Source organism: Pseudocitrobacter corydidari (assembly GCF_021172065.1).
Lineage (GTDB): Bacteria > Pseudomonadota > Gammaproteobacteria > Enterobacterales > Enterobacteriaceae > Pseudocitrobacter > Pseudocitrobacter corydidari.
Window position 1 is genome coordinate 3,697,922 of record NZ_CP087880.1, and the last position, 24,323, is coordinate 3,722,244.

The 24,323-nt window shown below is 54.4% G+C and carries 17 protein-coding genes, 4 tRNA genes and 3 rRNA genes; 7 read left to right on the forward strand and 17 right to left on the reverse strand.

The annotated features are described in order from the left end of the window. Positions 1-129: 129 nt before the first annotated feature. Positions 130-459: a thioredoxin TrxA gene (trxA, locus tag G163CM_RS17175; protein WP_004386384.1), complete on the reverse strand. Its 330-nt coding sequence runs from the start codon at positions 457-459 to the stop codon at positions 130-132. Between the two features lie 142 nt (positions 460-601). On the opposite strand from trxA, the gene rhlB reads away from it, so the two are divergent. Both rhlB and gppA read left to right on the forward strand, forming a co-directional pair. Continuing rightward, a complete protein-coding gene (rhlB, locus tag G163CM_RS17180; RefSeq protein ID WP_231825734.1) occupies positions 602-1,867 on the forward strand; it encodes an ATP-dependent RNA helicase RhlB in 1,266 nt (421 codons plus the stop codon). A 6-nt stretch (positions 1,868-1,873) separates the two neighbouring features. Further along, on the forward strand, positions 1,874-3,358 hold the full coding sequence (gppA, locus tag G163CM_RS17185) for a guanosine-5'-triphosphate,3'-diphosphate diphosphatase (protein WP_015966457.1): 1,485 nt from the start codon (positions 1,874-1,876) through the stop codon (positions 3,356-3,358). An 88-nt stretch (positions 3,359-3,446) separates the two neighbouring features. On the opposite strand, the gene rep is transcribed toward gppA, so the two are convergent. Continuing rightward, a complete protein-coding gene (gene rep, locus G163CM_RS17190) occupies positions 3,447-5,468 on the reverse strand; it encodes a DNA helicase Rep (protein ID WP_231825735.1) in 2,022 nt (673 codons plus the stop codon). 112 nt (positions 5,469-5,580) lie between these two features. Between rep and ppiC (G163CM_RS17195) the strand changes: the two genes are divergently transcribed. Both ppiC (G163CM_RS17195) and ppiC (G163CM_RS17200) read left to right on the forward strand, forming a co-directional pair. Further along, complete coding sequence (gene ppiC / locus G163CM_RS17195) at positions 5,581-5,862, forward strand: peptidylprolyl isomerase PpiC (protein WP_231825736.1); 282 nt, start codon at positions 5,581-5,583, stop codon at positions 5,860-5,862. A 49-nt stretch (positions 5,863-5,911) separates the two neighbouring features. Beyond that, complete coding sequence (ppiC, locus tag G163CM_RS17200) at positions 5,912-6,193, forward strand: peptidylprolyl isomerase PpiC (protein WP_015966460.1); 282 nt, start codon at positions 5,912-5,914, stop codon at positions 6,191-6,193. Between the two features lie 130 nt (positions 6,194-6,323). Here the strand turns inward: ppiC (G163CM_RS17200) and ilvC are convergent, their stop codons facing one another. Continuing rightward, positions 6,324-7,799: a ketol-acid reductoisomerase gene (ilvC, locus tag G163CM_RS17205; protein ID WP_231825737.1), complete on the reverse strand. Its 1,476-nt coding sequence runs from the start codon at positions 7,797-7,799 to the stop codon at positions 6,324-6,326. Between the two features lie 149 nt (positions 7,800-7,948). Here ilvC and ilvY point away from each other — a divergent pair, with 149 nt between their 5' ends. Next, a complete protein-coding gene (ilvY, locus tag G163CM_RS17210) occupies positions 7,949-8,842 on the forward strand; it encodes an HTH-type transcriptional activator IlvY (RefSeq protein ID WP_231825738.1) in 894 nt (297 codons plus the stop codon). A 51-nt stretch (positions 8,843-8,893) separates the two neighbouring features. Here the strand turns inward: ilvY and ilvA are convergent, their stop codons facing one another. From ilvA to ilvL, 6 genes are all read right to left on the reverse strand, one after another. Further along, on the reverse strand, positions 8,894-10,438 hold the full coding sequence (gene ilvA / locus G163CM_RS17215) for a threonine ammonia-lyase, biosynthetic (RefSeq protein ID WP_000785599.1): 1,545 nt from the start codon (positions 10,436-10,438) through the stop codon (positions 8,894-8,896). Positions 10,439-10,440: 2 nt separating this feature from the next. Continuing rightward, positions 10,441-12,291 (reverse strand): dihydroxy-acid dehydratase, encoded by a 1,851-nt coding sequence (ilvD, locus tag G163CM_RS17220; protein ID WP_231825739.1) that lies wholly within the window; start codon positions 12,289-12,291, stop codon positions 10,441-10,443. Positions 12,292-12,353: 62 nt separating this feature from the next. After that, positions 12,354-13,283 carry a branched-chain amino acid transaminase gene (locus tag G163CM_RS17225; protein ID WP_231825740.1) on the reverse strand — a complete coding sequence of 310 codons (930 nt, stop codon included), beginning with the start codon at positions 13,281-13,283 and terminating at the stop codon, positions 12,354-12,356. A 17-nt stretch (positions 13,284-13,300) separates the two neighbouring features. After that, positions 13,301-13,564 carry an acetolactate synthase 2 small subunit gene (gene ilvM, locus G163CM_RS17230; protein WP_015966466.1) on the reverse strand — a complete coding sequence of 88 codons (264 nt, stop codon included), beginning with the start codon at positions 13,562-13,564 and terminating at the stop codon, positions 13,301-13,303. Further along, positions 13,561-15,207 carry an acetolactate synthase 2 catalytic subunit gene (gene ilvG, locus G163CM_RS17235; protein WP_231825741.1) on the reverse strand — a complete coding sequence of 549 codons (1,647 nt, stop codon included), beginning with the start codon at positions 15,205-15,207 and terminating at the stop codon, positions 13,561-13,563. Before ilvG ends, ilvM begins: the two co-directional genes overlap by 4 nt. A 139-nt stretch (positions 15,208-15,346) precedes the next feature. Beyond that, a complete protein-coding gene (gene ilvL, locus G163CM_RS17240) occupies positions 15,347-15,445 on the reverse strand; it encodes an ilv operon leader peptide (protein ID WP_015966468.1) in 99 nt (32 codons plus the stop codon). Between the two features lie 351 nt (positions 15,446-15,796). Here ilvL and G163CM_RS17245 point away from each other — a divergent pair, with 351 nt between their 5' ends. Then, the gene (locus G163CM_RS17245; RefSeq protein ID WP_231825742.1) at positions 15,797-17,317 is read left to right on the forward strand and encodes a YifB family Mg chelatase-like AAA ATPase; all 1,521 of its coding nucleotides are present in this window, start codon (positions 15,797-15,799) and stop codon (positions 17,315-17,317) included. A gap of 25 nt (positions 17,318-17,342) precedes the next feature. Here G163CM_RS17245 and G163CM_RS17250 read toward each other — a convergent pair whose 3' ends face one another. After that, positions 17,343-17,681, reverse strand: coding sequence for a MaoP family protein (locus G163CM_RS17250; RefSeq protein ID WP_015966470.1), 339 nt, complete (start codon positions 17,679-17,681; stop codon positions 17,343-17,345). Between the two features lie 88 nt (positions 17,682-17,769). Between G163CM_RS17250 and hdfR the strand changes: the two genes are divergently transcribed. Beyond that, positions 17,770-18,621, forward strand: a complete 852-nt coding sequence (gene hdfR / locus G163CM_RS17255; RefSeq protein ID WP_420851448.1) for an HTH-type transcriptional regulator HdfR — start codon at positions 17,770-17,772, stop codon at positions 18,619-18,621. A gap of 91 nt (positions 18,622-18,712) precedes the next feature. Here the strand turns inward: hdfR and G163CM_RS17260 are convergent. The 7 genes from G163CM_RS17260 to G163CM_RS17290 all read right to left on the reverse strand — a co-directional run bounded on the left by G163CM_RS17260 (position 18,713) and on the right by G163CM_RS17290 (position 24,139). After that, positions 18,713-18,788 (reverse strand) — tRNA-Trp (locus G163CM_RS17260). A gap of 54 nt (positions 18,789-18,842) precedes the next feature. Further along, positions 18,843-18,919, reverse strand: a tRNA-Asp gene (locus tag G163CM_RS17265). 54 nt (positions 18,920-18,973) lie between these two features. Continuing rightward, positions 18,974-19,089, reverse strand: a 5S ribosomal RNA gene (gene rrf / locus G163CM_RS17270). Positions 19,090-19,187: 98 nt separating this feature from the next. After that, positions 19,188-22,094, reverse strand: a 23S ribosomal RNA gene (locus G163CM_RS17275). 177 nt (positions 22,095-22,271) lie between these two features. Next, a tRNA-Ala gene (locus G163CM_RS17280) sits at positions 22,272-22,347 on the reverse strand. A 103-nt stretch (positions 22,348-22,450) separates the two neighbouring features. Continuing rightward, positions 22,451-22,527: transfer RNA gene (locus tag G163CM_RS17285), tRNA-Ile, on the reverse strand. 70 nt (positions 22,528-22,597) lie between these two features. Next, a 16S ribosomal RNA gene (locus G163CM_RS17290) occupies positions 22,598-24,139 on the reverse strand. Together the 16S, 23S and 5S rRNA genes with 4 tRNA genes alongside form the textbook arrangement of a ribosomal RNA operon. Positions 24,140-24,323 lie beyond the last annotated feature (184 nt).

Below are 24,323 nucleotides of genomic sequence, written 5' to 3' on the forward strand. Positions count from 1 at the left end.
GTATCGGGTCGAACAAGATTCAAACAAAGATATGTTTAAAACGAAGTCAAAGTTAACTTAGCACGACTGAAGCCGGGCGTCCAGAGTCCTGGCTATTTTAGGACCACTGCACGCCCGTATAAGGATCTCTTACGCCAGGTTAGCGTCGAGGAACTCTTTCAGCTGACCTTTGGACAGTGCGCCCACTTTGGTTGCAGCCACTTCGCCGTTTTTGAACAGCAGCAGGGTTGGGATACCACGAATGCCATACTTCGGCGCGGTGCCCGGGTTCTGATCGATGTTCAGTTTAGCAACGGTCAGTTTACCCTGATACTCGTCAGCGATTTCATCCAGAATCGGGGCGATCATTTTGCACGGACCACACCACTCTGCCCAGAAATCGACGAGTGTCAGCCCGTCAGCTTTGAGTACGTCCGTGTCAAAACTGTCGTCAGTCAGGTGAATAATTTTATCGCTCATATATAACTCCACAGGAATAAGCCTGATGTGTTGTGTAGCATTAATCAACGGCGTGTTGATTCTACTTTCGCCAACAAAGGTTGACGTTATTTCACCGGATACGCTTTCTTAATGCAATAGTAAGCTGATATTCTACCACACTATGAGCAAAACACATTTAACAGAACAGAAGTTTTCCGACTTCGCCCTGCATCCGAAGGTGATTGAAGCCCTTGAAACTAAAGGGTTTCATAATTGTACGCCCATTCAGGCACTCGCACTCCCGCTGACGCTGGCGGGCCGTGACGTTGCCGGGCAGGCGCAAACCGGTACCGGGAAAACGATGGCGTTTCTGACGTCAACGTTTCATTATCTTCTTTCTCACCCGGCAATTGCTGACCGCCAGGTGAACCAACCGCGCGCGCTGATCATGGCGCCGACGCGTGAGCTCGCCGTGCAGATTCACGCCGATGCCGAGCCGCTGGCTCAGGCAACGGGCCTGAAACTGGGGCTGGCCTACGGCGGCGACGGCTACGATAAACAGCTGAAAGTGCTGGAAAGCGGCGTTGATATTCTTATCGGCACCACCGGTCGTCTGATCGACTACGCGAAGCAAAACCACATTAACCTCGCGGCAATTCAGGTTGTTGTGCTGGACGAAGCCGATCGCATGTACGATCTGGGCTTCATTAAAGATATCCGCTGGCTGTTCCGTCGTATGCCACCAGCCAACCAGCGCCTGAACATGCTGTTCTCTGCCACCCTTTCTTACCGTGTTCGCGAACTGGCGTTCGAACAGATGAACAACGCCGAATACGTTGAAGTCGAGCCTGAGCAGAAAACGGGCCACCGTATTAAAGAAGAGCTCTTCTATCCGTCTAACGAAGAAAAAATGCGTTTGCTGCAAACGCTGTTAGAAGAAGAGTGGCCAGATCGCACCATTATCTTCGCCAACACCAAGCACCGTTGTGAAGATATCTGGGGCAGCCTGGCGGCAGATGGCCATCGCGTAGGTCTGCTGACCGGCGACGTGGCGCAGAAGAAACGTCTGCGTATTCTCGAAGAATTTACCCGTGGCGACCTCGATATTCTGGTTGCGACCGACGTTGCCGCGCGCGGCCTGCATATTCCTGCCGTTACGCACGTCTTTAACTACGATCTTCCGGACGACTGCGAAGACTACGTTCACCGCATTGGCCGTACCGGTCGCGCGGGCGCACGCGGTCACTCTATCAGCCTCGCCTGTGAAGAGTACGCGCTGAACCTGCCGGCGATTGAGGCCTATATCGGTCACTCCATTCCGGTCAGTAAGTACAACCCCGATGCGCTGTTAACCGATCTGCCGAAACCGTTACGTCTGACGCGCGTGCGTCAGGGCAATGGTCCGCGCCGTTCCGGTGCGCCGCGTAATCGTCGTCGTTCAGGTTAAAAGAATATGCCCAGCTCCACCTCGCTGTATGCAGCTATAGACCTTGGTTCCAATAGTTTCCATATGCTGGTTGTTCGTGAGGTGGCTGGAAGTATTCAGACGCTGACGCGCATCAAGCGCAAAGTCCGTCTGGCTGCTGGCCTGAGCAGCGATAATATTCTGTCGGCAGAAGCGATGGAGCGTGGGTGGCAATGCCTGCGCCTGTTTGCCGAGCGTTTACAGGATATTCCCCAGCCGCAAATTCGCGTCGTCGCAACCGCAACGCTTCGTTTGGCCGTCAATGCACAAGACTTCCTCGATAAAGCGCAGGAGATTCTTGGTTGCCCGGTGCAGGTGATTCGCGGTGAAGAAGAAGCGCGCCTGATTTACCAGGGTGTGGCACACACTACAGGCGGCGACGATCGTCGTCTGGTCGTGGATATCGGCGGCGCCAGTACCGAGCTGGTCACGGGCAAAGGTGCGCAAACCACTTCGCTGTTCAGCCTGTCGATGGGCTGCGTCACCTGGCTTGAGCGTTTCTTTACCGATCGTAATCTGGCGCAGGAAAACTTCGACGAGGCGGAAAAAGCCGCGCGCGATGTGCTGCGCCCGGTCGCCGATGAACTGCGCGCACATGGCTGGAAAGTGTGCGTAGGGGCGTCTGGTACGGTACAGGCGTTGCAGGAAATCATGATGGCGCAGGGGATGGACGAGCGCATTACGCTTGCCAAACTTCAGCAGTTAAAACAGCGTGCGATTCAGTGTGGACGTCTGGAAGAGCTGGAAATCGAAGGCCTGACGCTGGAACGCGCGTTAGTGTTCCCGAGCGGCCTGGCGATTTTAATCGCCATTTTCACTGAGCTGAATATCCAGTGTATGACGCTGGCCGGTGGCGCCCTGCGCGAAGGCCTGGTTTACGGCATGCTGCATCTGGCGGTGGACGAAGACATCCGCAGCCGCACGCTGCGCAACGTGCAGCGCCGGTTTATTGTCGATACAGAACAGGCGGCGCGCGTGTCGCAGCTGGCGTCTCACTTTGCCGATCAAATCGAAAAACAGTGGGATATTGAGCCATTAAGCCGCGAACTGCTGCTAAGTGCCTGTCATCTTCATGAAATTGGTTTGAGCGTCGATTTCAAACAAGCGCCAGCACATGCGGCGTATCTGGTACGCAACCTTGATTTGCCAGGCTTTACGCCCGCGCAGAAAAAACTGCTGGCGACGCTGCTGCTCAACCAAACCAACGCTATCGATCTCTCCTCATTGCATCAGCAAAATGCCGTGCCGCCACGCGTGGCCGAGCATCTGTGTCGTCTGCTGCGCCTGGCGATTATCTTCGCCAACCGCCGCCGCGACGACCTGTTGCCGCAAATCACGATTACGGCCAATGAAGAGACGTTGACGCTGAGACTACCTGCGGGCTGGCTGGAACATCATCCATTGGGTAAAGAGATTGTCGATCAGGAGTGTCAGTGGCAGAGCTATGTGCACTGGCCTTTGATCGTGCAGTAAAAAAGCGGATGGCGCTTCGCTTATCCGACCTACAGAGAATTTTTGCTATATCAGGCCGGGTAAGGCGAGGCCGCTCCCCGGCACTGTTTTATTGACCGCGTTTCGCCGCCATCATCGCTTTCAGATTCGCCAGATGGCTCTGCCCTTTCTGCATCCGCTCTTCAGCGCTGACCACTTTACGCTCCTGCTCCCACTGTAAATCATCCTGCGGAAGCTCCAGTAAAAAGCGGCTCGGCTCCGGGCGCACCAGTTCGCCGTACTGACGGCGCTCTTTACACAGGGTAAAAATCAGTTCCTTCTGCGCGCGGGTAATGCCCACGTAGGCCAGACGGCGCTCTTCATCGACGTTGTCTTCATCGATGCTGCTCTGGTGCGGTAATAACCCCTCTTCCATCCCAACCAGGAACACGTACGGGAATTCCAGGCCTTTCGACGCGTGCAGGGTCATCAGCTGTACCTGATCCAGCTCTTCTTCGCTTTCTCCGCGCTCCATCATATCGCGCAGCGTAAAGCGGGTGACTACCTGCGTCAGGGTCATCGGTTCGTCGATTTCACTTCCTTCCAGCATTTCCGTCATCCAGCCAAACAGCGTATTGACGTTTTTCATGCGCATTTCGGCAGCTTTCGGGCTGGCGGAGGTTTCAAACAGCCAGGACTCGTAATCAATCCCGTGGATAAGGTCGCGCACCGCCGCGATGGGTTCACGTTCGGATAGACGCTGCACTTCAGCTAACCACTGAGTAAAACGGGTTAAGGATTCGTAGCCGCGCCCGGTGAGCGTCTGCGTCAGGCCCATATCAAAACTGGCGGCAAACAGGCTTTTATTGCGGGTCATCGCCCACTCGCCCAGCTTTTGCATTGTTGCCGCGCCGATTTCACGCTTCGGCGTGTTGACGATACGCAGGAACGCGCTGTCGTCATCGGGGTTGGTTAGCACGCGCAGATACGCCAGCAGATCTTTAATTTCCGGACGCGAGAAAAACGACGTGCCGCCGGAAATTTTGTACGGGATGCGGTTCTGCATCAGGAATTTTTCGAACACCCGCGACTGGTGATTGCCGCGATAAAGGATGGCGTAATCCTTATACTGCGTTTTGTTCACAAAGTGATGGGCGATCAGCTCGCCGGTTACGCGCTCGGCTTCATGCTCTTCATTGTTGGCGCTCAGCACTTTGAGCTCCTTCCCGTAACCCAGCTCAGAGAACAGCCGTTTTTCAAAAACGTGCGGGTTATTCGCAATCAGGATATTCGCCGCTTTCAGAATACGCCCGGAGGAACGGTAGTTCTGCTCAAGCTTAATCACCTGTAGCGCCGGAAAATCCTCGCTCAGCAGCACCAGGTTTTGCGGACGCGCGCCGCGCCAGGAGTAAATCGACTGGTCATCGTCGCCTACCACGGTAAAGCGCGCCCGTTGCCCTACCAGCAGCTTTACCAGCTCATACTGGCTGGTGTTGGTATCCTGATATTCGTCCACCAGCAAATAGCGAATCTTGTTCTGCCAGCGCTCGCGCACCTCTTCATTACGTTGCAGCAGCAGCGTCGGCAGTAAAATCAGGTCATCGAAATCGAGCACATTGCACGCTTTCATATGCGCGTCGTACAGGCCATAACAGTGGGCAAAAATACGATCCCGCTCGCCTTTCGCGCCAGCCGCCGCCTGCGCGGGTGATTTCAGATCGTTTTTCCAGTTGGAGATCGTCGAGATCAGCTGTTGCAGCTGCACTTTATCGTCTTCGATCAACCCTTCGGTGAGATCCTTCAGCAGGGCGACCTGATCCGTATCGTCGAAGAGAGAGAAGTTGGATTTCATTCCCAATGCGGCGTATTCGCGCTTGATGATGTCCAGCCCCAGAGTGTGGAACGTCGAGATCATCAGGCCGCGCGCCTCTTTGCGCCCCAGCGTCTGCGCGACACGCTCTTTCATCTCGCGCGCCGCCTTATTGGTAAAGGTGACCGCCGCAATGTGTCGCGCCTGATAGCCGCATTGATGGATCAGGTGGGCGATTTTATTGGTGATCACGCGAGTCTTACCGGAACCCGCGCCCGCCAGCACCAGGCAGGGGCCGGTAACGAATTCGACAGCTTGTTGTTGGCCGGGGTTTAAACGCATAGGAATATTGCTCAATCTTCGAACGGGGGGAGGATTGTAGCAGAAAGTTGCGCTGAGATTTACCCGCCGAATGGTAAAGTGTTTAACAGTACAACTCGATGAGAACCTCACCATGGCAAAGAGCGCCGCAGCCCTGCACATCCTGGTCAAAACCGAAAAACTCGCCCTGGAGATCCTCGCCAAACTGGATCGCGGCGTCAGCTTTGACCATCTGGCAAAACGCTATTCTAGCTGTCCGTCCGGGCGCAACGGCGGCGATTTAGGCGAATTCAAACAGGGCATGATGGTGAAACCGTTCGATGACGCCGTCTTCAGTTGCCCATTGTTGAAACCTTACGGGCCGGTGAAAACCAAATTTAGCTATCACATCATCAAGGTGTTATATCGCCGATAACGCGTGCTAAAATCGCCAGCCTTATTGACCCCTTTCGAAGGCGCATATCATGGCAAAAACAGCAGCAGCACTGCATATCCTTGTAAAAGAAGAAAAACTGGCTCTGGATCTTCTGGAACAACTTAAAAACGGCGCCGATTTCGGAAAGCTGGCGAAGAAGCACTCTACCTGTCCGTCAGGCAAACGCGGTGGGGATTTAGGGGAATTCCGCCAGGGTCAGATGGTTCCGGCGTTCGATAAAGTGGTGTTCTCCTGCCCGGTGCTGGAGCCGACTGGCCCGCTGCACACCCAGTTCGGCTATCACATCATTAAGGTGCTGTACCGTAACTAACAAAAAACCCGGTGCTTCTGAACACCGGGTTTTTGCCTGATGGCGCTGCGCTTATCAGGCCTACAGAACGTGCACTTTGTGTAGGCCGGATAAGGCGTTTACGCCGCCATCCGGCACCACATGTAGCCGCTTAGCCTGCAACCGCAATACGTTTCATATCCGTCATATAGCCACGCAGTTTCTGGCCGACTTTCTCAATCGCATGGCCACGAATCGCTTCGTTCACATCACGCAGCTGCGCGTTATCAACCGCGCCTTCGGCAATCGCTTTACCCAGGTCGCCCGGCTGAATTTCCGTCATGAACGATTTCAGCAGCGGCACGCAAGCGTAAGAGAACAGATAGTTACCGTACTCAGCGGTATCAGAGATAACCACGTTCATTTCATACAGACGCTTACGGGCGATGGTATTGGCAATCAGCGGCAGTTCGTGCAGTGATTCATAGTATGCAGACTCTTCGATAATGCCGGAATCCACCATGGTTTCGAACGCCAGCTCAACGCCTGCTTTTACCATCGCGATCATCAGTACGCCTTTATCGAAGTACTCCTGCTCGCCGATTTTGCCTTCATACTGCGGCGCGGTTTCGAATGCGGTTTTGCCAGTCTCTTCACGCCAGGTCAGCAGTTTCTTATCGTCGTTGGCCCAGTCAGCCATCATGCCGGAGGAGAATTCGCCGGAGATGATGTCGTCCATATGTTTCTGGAACAGCGGTGCCATGATCTCTTTCAGCTGTTCAGACAGCGCATAAGCACGCAGTTTCGCCGGGTTAGAGAGACGGTCCATCATCAGCGTGATGCCGCCCTGTTTCAGCGCTTCGGTGATGGTTTCCCAGCCGAACTGAATCAGTTTTTCGGCATATGCCGGGTCGGTGCCTTCTTCCACCAGCTTGTCGAAGCACAGCAGAGAGCCGGCCTGCAACATACCGCACAGGATGGTTTGCTCGCCCATCAGGTCAGATTTCACTTCCGCAACAAAGGACGATTCCAGCACGCCTGCACGGTGACCACCGGTTGCTGCCGCCCATGCTTTAGCGATCGCCATGCCTTCGCCTTTCGGATCGTTTTCCGGGTGAACGGCAATTAGCGTCGGTACGCCGAATCCACGTTTGTACTCTTCACGTACTTCGGTGCCCGGGCATTTCGGTGCAACCATCACCACGGTGATGTCTTTACGGATCTGCTCGCCCACTTCTACGATATTAAAGCCGTGAGAGTAGCCCAGCGCCGCGCCGTCTTTCATCAGCGGTTGAACAGAACGCACGACGTCAGAGTGCTGTTTGTCCGGCGTCAGGTTAACGACCAGATCCGCCTGCGGGATCAGTTCTTCGTAAGTGCCAACTTTGAAACCGTTTTCGGTCGCTTTACGCCAGGACGCGCGCTTCTCAGCAATCGCTTCTTTACGCAGAGCATAAGAGATGTCCAGACCAGAATCACGCATGTTCAGGCCCTGGTTCAGACCCTGCGCGCCACAACCGACGATGACCACTTTTTTACCCTGAAGGTAGCTCGCGCCGTCGGCGAATTCGTCGCGACCCATAAAGCGACATTTGCCCAGCTGTGCCAGCTGCTGGCGCAGGTTCAGTGTATTGAAGTAGTTAGCCATGGTGATTCCTCGTGATGTTGTGCTTCTTATTGTTCGGTTCGCGTTTGCGAGATTGAATTCACTATATGACAGGAAATTTATTGCGGAAATTGATATATTCACAACGTCACATTGCAATTTTCGCAACGTCAACATTGAGGGCTGCGCCATTGGATTTACGCGATCTGAAAACCTTCCTGCATCTGGCGGAAAGCCGCCATTTTGGCCGCAGCGCGCGGGCGATGCACGTTAGCCCATCCACGCTCTCTCGGCAGATTCAGCGCCTGGAAGACGATCTCGGTCAGGCATTATTTGTGCGCGATAACCGGACGGTGACGCTGACCGAAGCGGGCGAAGAATTACGCGTTTTCGCCCAGCAAACATTATTGCAGTATCAGCAATTGCGCCACACCATCGATCAGCAAGGGCCGTCGCTCTCTGGCGAGTTACATATTTTTTGCTCGGTGACCGCCGCTTACAGCCATCTACCGCCGATTCTCGACCGCTTTCGCGCGGAACACCCGTCGGTGGAGATCAAACTCACCACTGGTGATGCGGCAGATGCGATGGAAAAGGTCGTCACCGGTGAAGCGGATCTGGCGATTGCCGGGAAGCCGGAAACCTTGCCCGGCGCGGTGGCGTTTTCGATGCTGGAGAATCTGGCAGTAGTGCTGATTGCCCCCGCGCTGCCCTGCCCGGTGCGTAACCAGGTCTCGGCAGAGAAGCCGGACTGGTCTACAGTGCCGTTTATCATGGCCGATCAGGGACCGGTACGCCGCCGCATTGAGCTGTGGTTTCGACGCAATAAAATCAGCAACCCGATGATTTACGCCACGGTCGGCGGGCATGAAGCAATGGTCTCGATGGTGGCGCTCGGCTGTGGCGTGGCGCTGTTGCCGGAAGTGGTGCTGGAAAACAGCCCGGAACCGGTGCGCAATCGTGTAATGATTCTCGAACGAAGCGATGAGAAAACGCCGTTTGAACTGGGCGTGTGCGCACAAAAAAAGCGGCTGCATGAGCCGCTGATTGAGGCGTTCTGGAAGATTTTGCCGAACCACAAATGACGTTGTCGCGCGGGTAGGCCTGATAAGCGAAGCGCCATCAGGCATTTTTCCCTAACCCGCCAAAAAGAACCTGAACGCCGGGTTATTGGTTTCGTCGTGGCAATCGTAACCCAACTCATTCAACCGGGTTTCGAAATCCGGCTCATGATCGCCGAGTTCGAACGCCGCCAGTACGCGTCCGTAATCGGTGCCATGACTGCGATAGTGGAACAAAGAGATATTCCAGTGCGTACCCAGCGTGTTGAGGAAGCGCAGCAGCGCGCCCGGTGATTCCGGGAATTCGAAGCTGTAGAGGCGTTCCTGCAACGGATGCGATGGACGCCCGCCAACCATATAGCGCACATGCAGCTTCGCCATTTCGTCGTCGGAGAGATCAACCACGCTGTAGCCGCCGTCGTTGAGCATCTGCAAAATTTCTTTGCGCTCTTCGAGGCCGCGGCTCAGGCGCACGCCGACAAAGATGCAGGCGTTTTTGGCATCGGCAAAACGGTAGTTGAACTCGGTGACCGAACGCCCGCCAAGCAGCTGGCAGAATTTGAGGAAGCTGCCCTTCTCTTCCGGAATGGTCACCGCCAGCAACGCTTCACGCTGTTCGCCCAGTTCGCAGCGTTCCGAGACGTAGCGCAGGCCGTGAAAGTTCACGTTAGCACCGGAAAGAATATGCGCCAGGCGTTCGCCGCGAATGTTGTGCTGAGCGATATATTTTTTCATTCCCGCCAGCGCCAACGCGCCAGAGGGTTCCGCCACTGCGCGCACATCTTCGAATAAATCCTTCATCGCCGCACAGATCGCATCACTATCGACGGTGATGATGTCGTCGAGATACTCCTGGCATAAACGGAAGGTTTCGTCGCCGATGCGTTTTACCGCGACACCTTCGGCGAACAGTCCCACGCGTGGCAGATCAACCGGATGACCCGCATCCAGCGCTGCTTTCAGGCAGGCGGAGTCTTCCGCTTCTACGGCGATCACTTTGATTTGCGGCATCAGTTGTTTGATCAGCACCGCCACGCCAGCAGCCAGACCGCCGCCGCCGACTGGCACAAATACGCGGTCAAGATGAGCGTCCTGCTGGAGCAATTCCAGCGCCAGCGTGCCCTGCCCGGCAATCACCATCGGATGATCGAACGGCGGCACCCAGGTGAAGCCCTGCTGCTGCGACAGTTCGATCGCTTTGGCTTTCGCTTCATCAAAGTTCGCACCGTGAAGCAGCACTTCGCCGCCAAAGCCGCGCACCGCGTCGACTTTAATATCGGCGGTGGCGGTTGGCATGACGATCAGCGCCTTCACGCCTAACCGCGCGGAGGAGAACGCCACGCCCTGCGCGTGGTTACCCGCCGAGGCGGTGATCACGCCGTGCGCTTTCTGTTCTTCCGTCAGGCCCGCCATCATGGCGTATGCGCCGCGCAGCTTAAAGCTGTGCACCGGCTGGCGGTCTTCGCGCTTCACCAGAATCACGTTATCAAGACGCGACGACAGTTTTTCCATTTTCTGTAGCGGCGTGACCTGCGCCGCTTCGTAGACCGGCGCGCGTAGCACCGCTCTTAAATATTCGGCACCTTCCGGGGCGCCGGACAGGGGTTGCGAGTCAGCCATCATTAACCCCCCAGTTTCGATTTATCGCGCACCGCACCTTTGTCGGCGCTGGTCGCCAGGCTGGCGTAGGCACGCAGGGCAAAGGAAACCTGGCGTTCACGGTTTTTCGGCGTCCAAGCCTGTTCACCACGGGCTTCCTGCGCTTCACGACGCGCGGCAATTTCCTGGTCACTCAGTTGCAACTGAATGCCGCGATTCGGAATGTCGATTTCAATCAGGTCGCCATCTTCAATGATCGCGATATTGCCGCCGCTTGCCGCTTCCGGTGAAACGTGGCCGATGGAAAGGCCGGAAGTGCCGCCAGAGAAGCGACCGTCGGTGATCAACGCACAGGCTTTGCCAAGGCCCATCGATTTCAGGAAGGTGGTCGGATAGAGCATTTCCTGCATGCCAGGGCCGCCTTTCGGACCTTCGTAGCGGATCACCACGACATCACCCGCGATGACTTTACCGCCGAGGATCGCTTCAACCGCGTCGTCCTGGCTTTCGTACACTTTCGCCGGGCCGGTGAATTTGAGGATACTGTCATCGACGCCTGCGGTTTTCACGATGCAGCCGTTTTCCGCAAAGTTACCGTAGAGTACCGCCAGGCCGCCGTCTTTGCTGTACGCGTGCTCCAGCGAGCGGATGCAGCCGTTTGCGCGGTCGTCATCGAGAGAATCCCAACGGCAATCCTGCGAGAACGCCTGGGTGGTACGGATACCCGCCGGGCCGGCACGGAACATATTTTTCACCGCATCATCCTGAGTCACGACGATGTCGTATTGCTCAAGCGTTTGCGGCAACGTCAGGCCCAGCACGTTTTTCACATCGCGATTCAGTAAGTTAGCGCGATCCAACTCGCCCAGAATCCCCAGTACGCCGCCTGCGCGGTGAACATCTTCCATATGGTACTTCTGCGTACTCGGCGCGACTTTACACAGCTGCGGTACCTTGCGGGAGAGCTTATCGATATCACTCATGGTGAAGTCGATTTCCGCTTCCTGCGCCGCCGCCAGCAGGTGGAGAACGGTGTTGGTAGAGCCGCCCATCGCGATATCCAGCGTCATGGCGTTTTCAAACGCCGCTTTACTGGCAATATTGCGCGGCAGCGCAGAGGCATCATCCTGCTCGTAATAGCGTTTGGTCAGCTCAACAATGCGCGTACCGGCATTGAGGAACAGCTGCTTACGGTCGGCGTGGGTTGCCAGCAGCGAGCCGTTACCCGGCTGCGACAGGCCCAGCGCTTCGGTCAGGCAGTTCATCGAGTTAGCGGTGAACATCCCGGAGCAGGAACCGCAGGTCGGACAGGCAGAACGTTCAACCTGCTCGCTCTGCGAGTCAGAAACTTTCGGGTCCGCGCCCTGGATCATCGCATCCACCAGATCGAGTTTGATTATCTGATCGGACAGTTTGGTTTTTCCGGCTTCCATCGGGCCGCCGGAAACAAAGATCACCGGAATATTCAGGCGCAGGGAGGCCATCAGCATCCCCGGGGTGATCTTGTCGCAGTTGGAGATACAGACCATCGCATCGGCGCAGTGGGCGTTCACCATATACTCAACGGAGTCAGCGATCAGCTCGCGAGATGGCAGTGAATAAAGCATGCCCCCGTGGCCCATGGCGATACCGTCATCCACCGCAATGGTGTTGAACTCTTTGGCTACGCCGCCTGCCGCTTCAATCTGTTCAGCAACCAGTTTACCGAGGTCGCGCAGGTGCACATGGCCCGGCACGAACTGGGTAAACGAGTTTACAACCGCGATAATCGGCTTACCGAAATCGGCGTCGGTCATCCCGGTGGCGCGCCACAGTGCGCGGGCACCCGCCATATTGCGGCCATGGGTGGTGGTAGCGGAACGATACTTAGGCATGCTTTATTTACTCCCAGTGTCTGTCTAATAAAAGGGACGGTGCGTGCCGTCCCCTTTCTTTGTTAGTGATTAACCTGATCCAACCAGCCCCATTTATCCTCGGTTTCACCGGTAAAGAGGCCAAAGAATGCTTGCTGAATACATTTGGTGACCGGGCCACAACGGCCTGCACCAACCTGGATGCCATCGACGCTACGCACTGGCGTGATTTCCGCCGCCGTACCGGACATAAACACTTCATCCGCCAGGTACAGTGATTCGCGCGACAGCACCTGTTCGCGGACTTCGATATCGAGATCTTTCGCCAGTTTGATGATGGCGTCACGGGTGATGCCCGGCAGCGCGGAAGAGGTGAAGGGCGGTGTAAACAGAATGCCATCTTTCACTTCAAACAGGTTTTCGCCCGCACCTTCAGAGATATAACCGTTCACGTCCAGCGCGATGCCTTCCTGATAACCGTGGCGACGCGCTTCGCTGCCAACCAGCAGGGAAGAGAGGTAGTTACCACCGGCTTTCGCCGCTGTCGGGATGGTGTTCGGCGCAACGCGGTTCCAGGAAGAGACCATCGCATCAATCCCCTGATCCAGCGCCTCTGCGCCCAGGTACGCGCCCCATGGGAACGCGGCAATGATCACGTCAGTTTTGTAGCCATCCGGCGGGTTCACGCCCATACCGACATCGCCCACGAAGACCAGCGGACGAATATAGGCGCTGGTGAGATTGTTTTTGCGGATCACCGCGCGGCAGGCTTCCATTAATTCATCAACGCTCTGAGAGACCGGGAAGCGATAGATTTTGGCTGAGTCATGCAGACGCTGCATGTGTTCGCGATGGCGGAACACCACTGGCCCTTTGTGAGAGTCGTAGCAACGGATACCTTCGAAGACAGAAGTACCGTAGTGCAGCGCATGGGACATCACGTGAACTTTCGCTTCGCCCCAAGGAACCATCTCACCGTTGAACCAAATGTAATCAGCTTTTTTCGTCGTCATTTTTCTTCCTTTTGCGCTCAGGCGCTAATTTGTTGTGATGTTGTCTGACACTGATGGACGGCGACAGAAGCAACGTCCACCAGTTTACTTAACTGACTAAACAGTAATTCGACCGGGCGGGGACTGGCAACGGTCAATTCGATATTTATATTCTGTGCATCGGAGGCCGCTTCCATATTCATGGCGCAGATTTGAAAACCGCGATGGCGAACCACGCGTAACACACGTTCCAGCGTTTCCGGGTTGAAGCGAGCCTGCACGGCAAGCTGATGTTGCATCATGATAATTTCTCCAGCATTTCTGCATTACTGGCACCGGGCGGTACCAATGGCCAGACGTTCTCAAGTTCGTCTATTGAGACATGAAGCAGGTACGGGCCTTCGCTTTCCAGCAGGGTGTCGAGTGCCGCTTCAACCTGGTCTTTACGGGTGATGTGCTGGCCAGGGATGCCGAAGGCGCTGGCCAGGGTGAGAAAATCAGGGTTATCGGTAAGCGTGGTTTCGCTGTAGCGTTCCTGGAAGAACAGCTGCTGCCACTGGCGAACCATGCCTAAACGCTGGTTATCCAGCAGGACAATTTTCAACGGCAACTGTTTACGCTTCACGGTGCCCAGCTCTTGTACGTTCATCATGAACGAGCCATCGCCGGAGATGCAGATAACCGTATCGTTCGGACGGGCAACCTGTGCGCCAACCGCCGCCGGCAGGCCGAAGCCCATGGTGCCTAATCCGCTGGAGGTGATGAAGTTTTCCGGGCGGGTGTAGGTCATGTGTTGTGCGGACCACATCTGGTGCTGACCCACGTCGGTGGTGACAACGCTATCAGCAGGCTTTCGATCGGAAAGCTGTTTGAGCAGCAACGGCGCATAGATAGCCTCGCCCGGATGATCGTAACGCCACGCGTGTTCCGCGCGCAGTTCTGCATTGTGCTGACGCCACGCATCAATCGACAGCGACTGTTGCAGCGCGGGCAGTAACGCATTCATATCGCCTTGCAGAGCAACGTGTGCCTGACGCAGCTTGTTCATTTCCGCCGGGTCGATATCCATGTGGATTACTTTGGCGTGCGGTGCGAAGGTATTCAGCTTGCCGGTCACGCGGTCGTCAAAGCGCGCGCCGACGGCGATCAGCAGGTCACACTCCTGCACTGCCAGGTTCGCGGCTTTGGTGCCGTGCATCCCCAACATGCCGAGATAATACGGATAATCAGCATCAACCGCGCCAAGGCCTTTCAACGTGCAAGTTGCAGGCATCTGAGTGACGGCGATAAATTCGCGTAACGCGGGAACCGCCTGCGCCATCCCAACGCCACCGCCCACATACAGCATCGGTTTTTTCGCCTGCGCCAGCATCTGACACGCGACGTCAACGTTGGCATGCGGGAAAACATCTTCGCTGTCGACGGTGGAAAAATGGGGTTCCAGATCGCCCTGCGCCACCTGAATATCTTTCGGGATATCTACCAGAACGGGGCCTGGACGGCCTGAGTTTGCCACCTGGAATGCTTCTGCCATCACGCGCGGCAACTCTTCCAGCGACTGCACCAGGAAACTATGTTTGGTGCAGGAGAGTGATAAACCGAGGACGTCCACTTCCTGAAACGCATCCGTTCCGATGAACGGAGAAGCCACCTGGCCGGTGATGGCGACGACCGGAACAGAGTCCAGCAGGGCATCAGCGAGGCCGGTTATCAGGTTGGTTGCACCAGGACCAGAGGTTGCGATGCAGACACCCGTTTTACCGGTGGCACGCGCATAACCAATTGCCGCCATCGCCGCGCCCTGCTCGTGTCGGCACAACAGGTGCTCCACGCCGCCGTCATACAATGCATCGTAAACCGGCATAATTGCGCCACCTGGATAACCGAAAACTGTCTCGACTCCTTGTGCCCGCAACGCATGTACTACCCACTGTGCCCCATTCATAGTTAGTTCCCCGCCGTAGATCGGGAGAAACAGGATTTTGTGCTACAACTCATAATCTGCTCCTCGCTATTGTTTTTAAGTCATAAAAAAACCCCCGGACCTTTCGGTGCGGGGGTCTTAGTTCGTTAAGGCTTGATTTCTAAGCCTTTCCTCGTCCAAGTGCAGCCCCGCACGGTGGGATAATAATCACCACCACGCTAATCACGACCAGGCTAATCACTCGTAGAAGGGCTTTCATTTTTGTCTATTCTTGCATCTTGTTCGAAGGAATACCTACAGAGTTACCACAGACGTTAAGAACAGCACAAGTTTTTTTTATTACTGTGATATTCATCATGCTGCGTAATTTGCACAAGACAATTGTTTTATATGAAAAAATTATGAATTGAATTTTTTTCACCTGTTGAGCGTTTTCAACACTATTGCGCCTTCAGGAGCACCCTGCCAGTTAAAAATGCGAGTCGTATTCTGATTTTATTGCGATGCTATGAAACAGCAGCGATATGCCGGAATCCTCGCCGTAAAATCGAAAACTCGACGGTTATTCACATCGCAATGACGCGCATAATGCCGCACACCAGGAGGCATTATGTCACTATCCGTTGTCTACACACGCGCGGCGCTAGGCGTCACCGCCCCGCTCATTACCGTTGAAGTTCACATTAGTCAGGGGTTACCAGGCCTCACCATGGTGGGACTGCCGGAAACGACCGTAAAAGAAGCGCGCGATCGCGTTCGTAGCGCAATTATCAACAGCGGTTATGCGTTTCCGGCAAAGAAAATCACGATAAACCTGGCACCTGCCGATCTGCCGAAGGAGGGAGGCCGATATGATTTACCTATCGCTCTCGCGCTTCTGGCGGCCTCTGAGCAGCTCAATCCACAGAAGCTGGGTCAATACGAGTTTGTGGGCGAACTTGCGCTTACAGGCGCGTTACGCGGCATTCCCGGTGCAATTTCAGCGGCAATTGAAGCGGATAAAGCCGGTCGACAGATTGTGGTGGCTGAAGATGATGCTGCGCAGGTTGGCCTATTGGGCGGCAATGAATGCTACATCGCCAGCCATTTGCAGGAGGTCTGCGCCTTTCTTGAAGGAAAACACGCATTACGCACGGCGCAGCCTGATGCGACGCCAGTGCCCCTGATATGTGAGGACTTGAGCGACGTCATCGGGCAACAGCAGGGGAAGCGTGCGCTCGAAGTTACCGCCGCAGGTGGCCACAATCTTTTGCTTATTGGCCCTCCAGGTACCGGGAAAACGATGCTCGCCTCGCGTCTGCGCGGGCTGCTGCCCCCGCTCAACGATCGGGAAGCGCTGGAAACGGCGGCGATTATCAGCCTGGAGAATGCCGGTAGCGTGCAGAAACAGTGGCGTCAGCGCCCTTTCCGTTCGCCGCACCATAGCGCATCGTTAACCGCCATGGTGGGCGGCGGGTCTATTCCGGGGCCTGGCGAGATCTCGCTGGCGCATAACGGCGTACTGTTTCTCGATGAACTTCCGGAATTTGAACGCCGGGTGCTGGATGCCCTGCGCGAACCCATTGAGTCAGGGCAGATTCACATTTCGCGAACAAGGGCAAAAATTACCTATCCGGCGCGTTTTCAATTGATTGCGGCAATGAATCCCAGCCCAACCGGGCATTATCAGGGAAATCACAATCGCTGTTCGCCAGAGCAAACGCTGCGTTATCTGGGGCGTTTATCGGGTCCGTTTCTGGACCGCTTTGATCTTTCCCTTGAGATACCGTTACCCCCGCCAGGCATACTGAGTCAGGTGCGCCAGGAAGAAGAGAATAGCCAGACGGTACAGGCACGCGTGATTGAAGCGCAGGCGCGTCAGTATCATCGTCAGGGGCAGCTCAACGCCAGGCTGGGTAGCAGTGATATTCGCCGCTTCTGTACGCTATGCGATGACGATGCGCTATGGCTGGAGCAAACGCTCACCGCGTTGGGGTTATCGATACGTGCCTGGCAGCGATTGTTGAAGGTGTCGCGCACCATTGCCGATCTCGAAGGGGTGGACGCGATTGCGCGTCATCATCTCCAGGAGGCGCTGAGTTATCGGGGTATTGACCGGGTGCTGATTCATCTGCAAAAGCTGCTGCATTAAAAAAGGGGCCGAAGCCCCTTTCTTGTTAGTCGTCGCTTTCAGTGTAGTCTTCAGCGCCTTCCACCTGCGGCTTCCCGCCAGACAGCGTGTGGAAACGCTTAGGACGCTTAATGCGCGTCACATACTTATTCCACACGCGCTCAGCTTCGGTCGCTGGCTCACGTTCGCCACGGCACACCGCAACAAACTGCTTCTCTTCATCGGTAGACGGTTCACGTTTGCCGAGATCGAGTTCGTTGAAGGCATAGCCACAACGTTCAAGCAATTGAGCCTCTTTGATGGTGAAATCACCATGACGAGAGAACCCGCGTGGATAATTTTTATTGTCGAAAAAACGATTAGTCGTCGTAAAGCTTTCCGCCATCCTACACGCTCCTAATTCTTTGGCCGAGCTATTTATGGCGCGGAGTATTAGTTACGCTTGACAGAGTGTAAAACAAAAGATTTAAATCATAACGACAAATAATTTTGCGGAGAAAGCTGTGGATACGGAATTGCTAAAAACTTTCCTCGAAGTGAGCAGAACTCGTCACTTCGGGCGCGCTGCGGAAGCCCTCTATTTGACGCAATCTGCGGTAAGTTTTCGCATCCGTCAGTTGGAAAACCAGTTAGGGGTCAATCTCTTCACCCGACATCGCAATAATATCCGTCTGACCGCCGCCGGCGAAAAACTGCTGCCCTACGCAGAAACGCTGATGAATACCTGGCAGGCGGCACGGAAAGAGGTCGCCCATACCTCGCGGCATAATGAATTCTCCATCGGGGCCAGCGCCTCGCTGTGGGAATGCATGCTGAATGGCTGGCTCGGCAGGCTCTATCAATCGTTTGATAATCTTCAATTTGAGGCGCGAATTGCACAGCGTCAGTCGCTGGTGAAGCAGCTCCATGAGCGGCAGCTTGATCTGCTAATTACGACAGAAGCCCCCAAAATGGATGAATTTAGCAGCCAGTTATTGGGAAACTTCACACTCGCTCTCTACTGCGCATCGCCCTCCAGTGAGAAAGCAGAACTCAACTATTTGCGTCTGGAATGGGGCCCGGATTTTCAGCAACATGAGGCTGGCCTGATCGCGCACGATGACGTTCCGCTATTGACGACCAGTTCAGCTGATTTGGCAAGACAGCAGCTGGAGCCACTGAAAGGCTGCACCTGGTTACCTACCGCGTGGGCGAAAGAGAAAGGTGGGCTACATACGGTTGCGGATAGCGCGACGCTTTCTCGTCCGTTATATGCCATCTGGTTACAGAACAGCGATAAACAGGCGCAAATCCGCGATATCCTGAAAAATAACGTTCTGGTTTAGGGCATTTTAGAGGAAAGGAGTGGGATCGAGAGATGTCACTTCGCTGAATTTCAGGCAAAAAAAATCCTTTGCATAAGCAAAGGATTATATATGGCAGGGGCGGAGAGACTCGAACTCGCGACACCCGGTTTTGGAGACCGGTGCTCTACCAACTGAGCTACGCCCCTAAATTTTCTTATCATTAAGCCTGCTAATGTAGCAGGCTTAATTTTTTTAATAAGTGGCGGAACGGACGGGACTCGAACCCGCGACCCCCTGCGTGACAGGCAGGTATTCTAACCGACTGAACTACCGCTCCACCGAATTTCTTTGTCACTATGACTGATCTTTATCAATCGTACTGCAATTTGATGCCTGGCAGTTCCCTACTCTCGCATGGGGAGACCCCACACTACCATCGGCGCTACGGCGTTTCACTTCTGAGTTCGGCATGGGGTCAGGTGGGACCACCGCGCTAGTGCCGCCAGGCAAATTCTGTTGTATTAACCCGCTTATCGCCGGTCAATTTAATCTGTTATCAAGCTGAAACTGATGTCTGTCTTCCGCCAAAACATCTTCGGCGTTGTAAGGTTAAGCCTCACGGTTCATTAGTACTGGTTAGCTCAATGCATCGCTGCACTTACACACCCAGCCTATCAACGTCGTCGTCTTCAACGTTCCTTCAGGACTCTCAGGGAGTCAGGGAGAACTCATCTCGGGGCAAGTTTCGTGCTTAGATGCTTTCAGCACTTATCTCTTCCGCATGTAGCTACCGGGCAATGCCATTGGCATGACAACCCGAACACCAGTGATGCGTCCACTCCGGTCCTCTCGTACTAGGAGCAGCCCCCCTCAATTCTCCAGCGCCCACGGCAGATAGGGACCGAACTGTCTCACGACGTTCTAAACCCAGCTCGCGTACCACTTTAAATGGCGAACAGCCATACCCTTGGGACCTACTTCAGCCCCAGGATGTGATGAGCCGACATCGAGGTGCCAAACACCGCCGTCGATATGAACTCTTGGGCGGTATCAGCCTGTTATCCCCGGAGTACCTTTTATCCGTTGAGCGATGGCCCTTCCATTCAGAACCACCGGATCACTATGACCTGCTTTCGCACCTGCTCGCGCCGTCACGCTCGCAGTCAAGCTAGCTTATGCCATTGCACTAACCTCCTGATGTCCGACCAGGATTAGCTAACCTTCGTGCTCCTCCGTTACTCTTTGGGAGGAGACCGCCCCAGTCAAACTACCCACCAGACACTGTCCGCAACCCGGATCACGGGTCTACGTTAGAACATCAAACATTAAAGGGTGGTATTTCAAGGTTGGCTCCATGCAGACTGGCGTCCACACTTCAAAGCCTCCCACCTATCCTACACATCAAGGCTCAATGTTCAGTGTCAAGCTATAGTAAAGGTTCACGGGGTCTTTCCGTCTTGCCGCGGGTACACTGCATCTTCACAGCGAGTTCAATTTCACTGAGTCTCGGGTGGAGACAGCCTGGCCATCATTACGCCATTCGTGCAGGTCGGAACTTACCCGACAAGGAATTTCGCTACCTTAGGACCGTTATAGTTACGGCCGCCGTTTACCGGGGCTTCGATCAAGAGCTTCGCGTTGCCGCTAACCCCATCAATTAACCTTCCGGCACCGGGCAGGCGTCACACCGTATACGTCCACTTTCGTGTTTGCACAGTGCTGTGTTTTTAATAAACAGTTGCAGCCAGCTGGTATCTTCGACTGATTTCAGCTCCATGAGTAAATCACTTCACCTACATATCAGCGTGCCTTCTCCCGAAGTTACGGCACCATTTTGCCTAGTTCCTTCACCCGAGTTCTCTCAAGCGCCTTGGTATTCTCTACCTGACCACCTGTGTCGGTTTGGGGTACGATTCAATGTTACCTATAGCTTAGAGGCTTTTCCTGGAAGCAGGGCATTTGTTACTTCAGCACCGTAGTGCCTCGTCATCACGTCTCAGTGTTAACAGAAGTCCGGATTTACCTAAACTTCCCACCTACACGCTTAAACCGGGACAACCGTCGCCCGGCCAACATAGCCTTCTCCGTCCCCCCTTCGCAGTAACACCAAGTACAGGAATATTAACCTGTTTCCCATCGACTACGCCTTTCGGCCTCGCCTTAGGGGTCGACTCACCCTGCCCCGATTAACGTTGGACAGGAACCCTTGGTCTTCCGGCGAGCGGGCTTTTCACCCGCTTTATCGTTACTTATGTCAGCATTCGCACTTCTGATACCTCCAGCATGCCTCACGACACACCTTCAACGGCTTACAGAACGCTCCCCTACCCAACAACACTTAGTGTCGCTGCCGCAGCTTCGGTGCACAGTTTAGCCCCGTTACATCTTCCGCGCAGGCCGACTCGACCAGTGAGCTATTACGCTTTCTTTAAATGATGGCTGCTTCTAAGCCAACATCCTGGCTGTCTGAGCCTTCCCACATCGTTTCCCACTTAACTGTGACTTTGGGACCTTAGCTGGCGGTCTGGGTTGTTTCCCTCTTCACGACGGACGTTAGCACCCGCCGTGTGTCTCCCGTGATAACATTCTTCGGTATTCGTAGTTTGCATCGGGTTGGTAAGTCGGGATGACCCCCTAGCCGAAACAGTGCTCTACCCCCGAAGATGAATTCACGAGGCGCTACCTAAATAGCTTTCGGGGAGAACCAGCTATCTCCCGGTTTGATTGGCCTTTCACCCCCAGCCACAAGTCATCCGCTAATTTTTCAACATTAGTCGGTTCGGTCCTCCAGTTAGTGTTACCCAACCTTCAACCTGCCCATGGCTAGATCACCGGGTTTCGGGTCTATACCCTGCAACTTAACGCCCAGTTAAGACTCGGTTTCCCTTCGGCTCCCCTATTCGGTTAACCTTGCTACAGAATATAAGTCGCTGACCCATTATACAAAAGGTACGCAGTCACCTAACAAGTAGGCTCCCACTGCTTGTACGTACACGGTTTCAGGTTCTTTTTCACTCCCCTCGCCGGGGTTCTTTTCGCCTTTCCCTCACGGTACTGGTTCACTATCGGTCAGTCAGGAGTATTTAGCCTTGGAGGATGGTCCCCCCATATTCAGACAGGATACCACGTGTCCCGCCCTACTCTTCGAGTTCACAACATATGCATTTTGGTGTACGGGACTTTCACCCTGTATCGTGCGACTTTCCAGACGCTTCCACTAACACACATGCTGATTCAGACTCTGGGCTGCTCCCCGTTCGCTCGCCGCTACTGGGGGAATCTCGGTTGATTTCTTTTCCTCGGGGTACTTAGATGTTTCAGTTCCCCCGGTTCGCTTCATTACGCTATGTATTCACGTAATGATAGTGTGACGAATCACACTGGGTTTCCCCATTCGGAAATCGCCGGTTATAACGGTTCATATCACCTTACCGACGCTTATCGCAGATTAGCACGTCCTTCATCGCCTCTGACTGCCAGGGCATCCACCGTGTACGCTTAGTCGCTTAACCTCACAACCCGAAGATGTTTCGTAAAACACCATCGTGTTGCGAAAATTTGAGAGACTCGAACACACTTAAATAGTGTGTCGTTTCAATTTTCAGCTTGATCCAGATTTTTAAAGAGCAAAACTTCGCAGCACACTTATTCAGTGTACTCTGAAGTTTTCTTGTTTTTTGCAGTAAAGATGGTGGAGCTATGCGGGATCGAACCGCAGACCTCCTGCGTGCAAAGCAGGCGCTCTCCCAGCTGAGCTATAGCCCCATCGTTTTTATCTCTGACCGTAATTTCTGTTGAGGCAAGGCGTGGTGACACGAAGCATACTGAAGTATGTGAGTGTCGCCGCAACGCAGCATCAGCAGAAATTTGGTAGGCCTGAGTGGACTTGAACCACCGACCTCACCCTTATCAGGGGTGCGCTCTAACCACCTGAGCTACAAGCCTGCAGAGATTTTTTACTGCTAATTTTCATCAGACAATCTGTGTGGACACTTCAAGGAACGGTTCTTTAAGGTAAGGAGGTGATCCAACCGCAGGTTCCCCTACGGTTACCTTGTTACGACTTCACCCCAGTCATGAATCACAAAGTGGTAAGCGCCCTCCCGAAGGTTAAGCTACCTACTTCTTTTGCAACCCACTCCCATGGTGTGACGGGCGGTGTGTACAAGGCCCGGGAACGTATTCACCGTAGCATTCTGATCTACGATTACTAGCGATTCCGACTTCATGGAGTCGAGTTGCAGACTCCAATCCGGACTACGACATACTTTATGAGGTCCGCTTGCTCTCGCGAGGTCGCTTCTCTTTGTATATGCCATTGTAGCACGTGTGTAGCCCTACTCGTAAGGGCCATGATGACTTGACGTCATCCCCACCTTCCTCCAGTTTATCACTGGCAGTCTCCTTTGAGTTCCCGGCCGAACCGCTGGCAACAAAGGATAAGGGTTGCGCTCGTTGCGGGACTTAACCCAACATTTCACAACACGAGCTGACGACAGCCATGCAGCACCTGTCTCACGGTTCCCGAAGGCACCAATTCATCTCTGAAAAGTTCCGTGGATGTCAAGAGTAGGTAAGGTTCTTCGCGTTGCATCGAATTAAACCACATGCTCCACCGCTTGTGCGGGCCCCCGTCAATTCATTTGAGTTTTAACCTTGCGGCCGTACTCCCCAGGCGGTCGACTTAACGCGTTAGCTCCGGAAGCCACGCCTCAAGGGCACAACCTCCAAGTCGACATCGTTTACAGCGTGGACTACCAGGGTATCTAATCCTGTTTGCTCCCCACGCTTTCGCACCTGAGCGTCAGTCTTCGTCCAGGGGGCCGCCTTCGCCACCGGTATTCCTCCAGATCTCTACGCATTTCACCGCTACACCTGGAATTCTACCCCCCTCTACGAGACTCAAGCTTGCCAGTTTCAAATGCAGTTCCCAGGTTGAGCCCGGGGATTTCACATCTGACTTAACAAACCGCCTGCGTGCGCTTTACGCCCAGTAATTCCGATTAACGCTTGCACCCTCCGTATTACCGCGGCTGCTGGCACGGAGTTAGCCGGTGCTTCTTCTGCGAGTAACGTCAATTGCTGTGGTTATTAACCACAACACCTTCCTCCTCGCTGAAAGTACTTTACAACCCGAAGGCCTTCTTCATACACGCGGCATGGCTGCATCAGGCTTGCGCCCATTGTGCAATATTCCCCACTGCTGCCTCCCGTAGGAGTCTGGACCGTGTCTCAGTTCCAGTGTGGCTGGTCATCCTCTCAGACCAGCTAGGGATCGTCGCCTAGGTGAGCCGTTACCCCACCTACTAGCTAATCCCATCTGGGCACATCCGATGGCAAGAGGCCCGAAGGTCCCCCTCTTTGGTCTTGCGACGTTATGCGGTATTAGCTACCGTTTCCAGTAGTTATCCCCCTCCATCAGGCAGTTTCCCAGACATTACTCACCCGTCCGCCACTCGTCAGCAAAGCAGCAAGCTGCTTCCTGTTACCGTTCGACTTGCATGTGTTAGGCCTGCCGCCAGCGTTCAATCTGAGCCATGATCAAACTCTTCAATTTAAGTTTGATGCTCGTGAATTAAACTTCGTAATGAATTACGTGTTCACTCAGAGACTTGGTATTCATTTATCGTCTTGCGACGTTAAGAATCCGTATCATTGAGTGCCCACACAGATTGTCTGATAAATTGTTAAAGAGCAGTGCCGCTTCGCTTTTTCTCAGCGGCGCGGGGTGTGCATATTAA

Coding starts and splice junctions, on each gene's coding strand:
- trxA (WP_004386384.1), bottom strand. CDS start 459: ATGAGCGATAAAATTATTCACCTGACTGACGACAGTTTTGACACGGAC.
- rhlB (WP_231825734.1), top strand. CDS start 602: ATGAGCAAAACACATTTAACAGAACAGAAGTTTTCCGACTTCGCCCTG.
- gppA (WP_015966457.1), top strand. CDS start 1,874: ATGCCCAGCTCCACCTCGCTGTATGCAGCTATAGACCTTGGTTCCAAT.
- rep (WP_231825735.1), bottom strand. CDS start 5,468: ATGCGTTTAAACCCCGGCCAACAACAAGCTGTCGAATTCGTTACCGGC.
- ppiC (WP_231825736.1), top strand. CDS start 5,581: ATGGCAAAGAGCGCCGCAGCCCTGCACATCCTGGTCAAAACCGAAAAA.
- ppiC (WP_015966460.1), top strand. CDS start 5,912: ATGGCAAAAACAGCAGCAGCACTGCATATCCTTGTAAAAGAAGAAAAA.
- ilvC (WP_231825737.1), bottom strand. CDS start 7,799: ATGGCTAACTACTTCAATACACTGAACCTGCGCCAGCAGCTGGCACAG.
- ilvA (WP_000785599.1), bottom strand. CDS start 10,438: ATGGCTGACTCGCAACCCCTGTCCGGCGCCCCGGAAGGTGCCGAATAT.
- ilvD (WP_231825739.1), bottom strand. CDS start 12,291: ATGCCTAAGTATCGTTCCGCTACCACCACCCATGGCCGCAATATGGCG.
- G163CM_RS17225 (WP_231825740.1), bottom strand. CDS start 13,283: ATGACGACGAAAAAAGCTGATTACATTTGGTTCAACGGTGAGATGGTT.
- ilvM (WP_015966466.1), bottom strand. CDS start 13,564: ATGATGCAACATCAGCTTGCCGTGCAGGCTCGCTTCAACCCGGAAACG.
- ilvG (WP_231825741.1), bottom strand. CDS start 15,207: ATGAATGGGGCACAGTGGGTAGTACATGCGTTGCGGGCACAAGGAGTC.
- ilvL (WP_015966468.1), bottom strand. CDS start 15,445: ATGAAAGCCCTTCTACGAGTGATTAGCCTGGTCGTGATTAGCGTGGTG.
- G163CM_RS17245 (WP_231825742.1), top strand. CDS start 15,797: ATGTCACTATCCGTTGTCTACACACGCGCGGCGCTAGGCGTCACCGCC.
- G163CM_RS17250 (WP_015966470.1), bottom strand. CDS start 17,681: ATGGCGGAAAGCTTTACGACGACTAATCGTTTTTTCGACAATAAAAAT.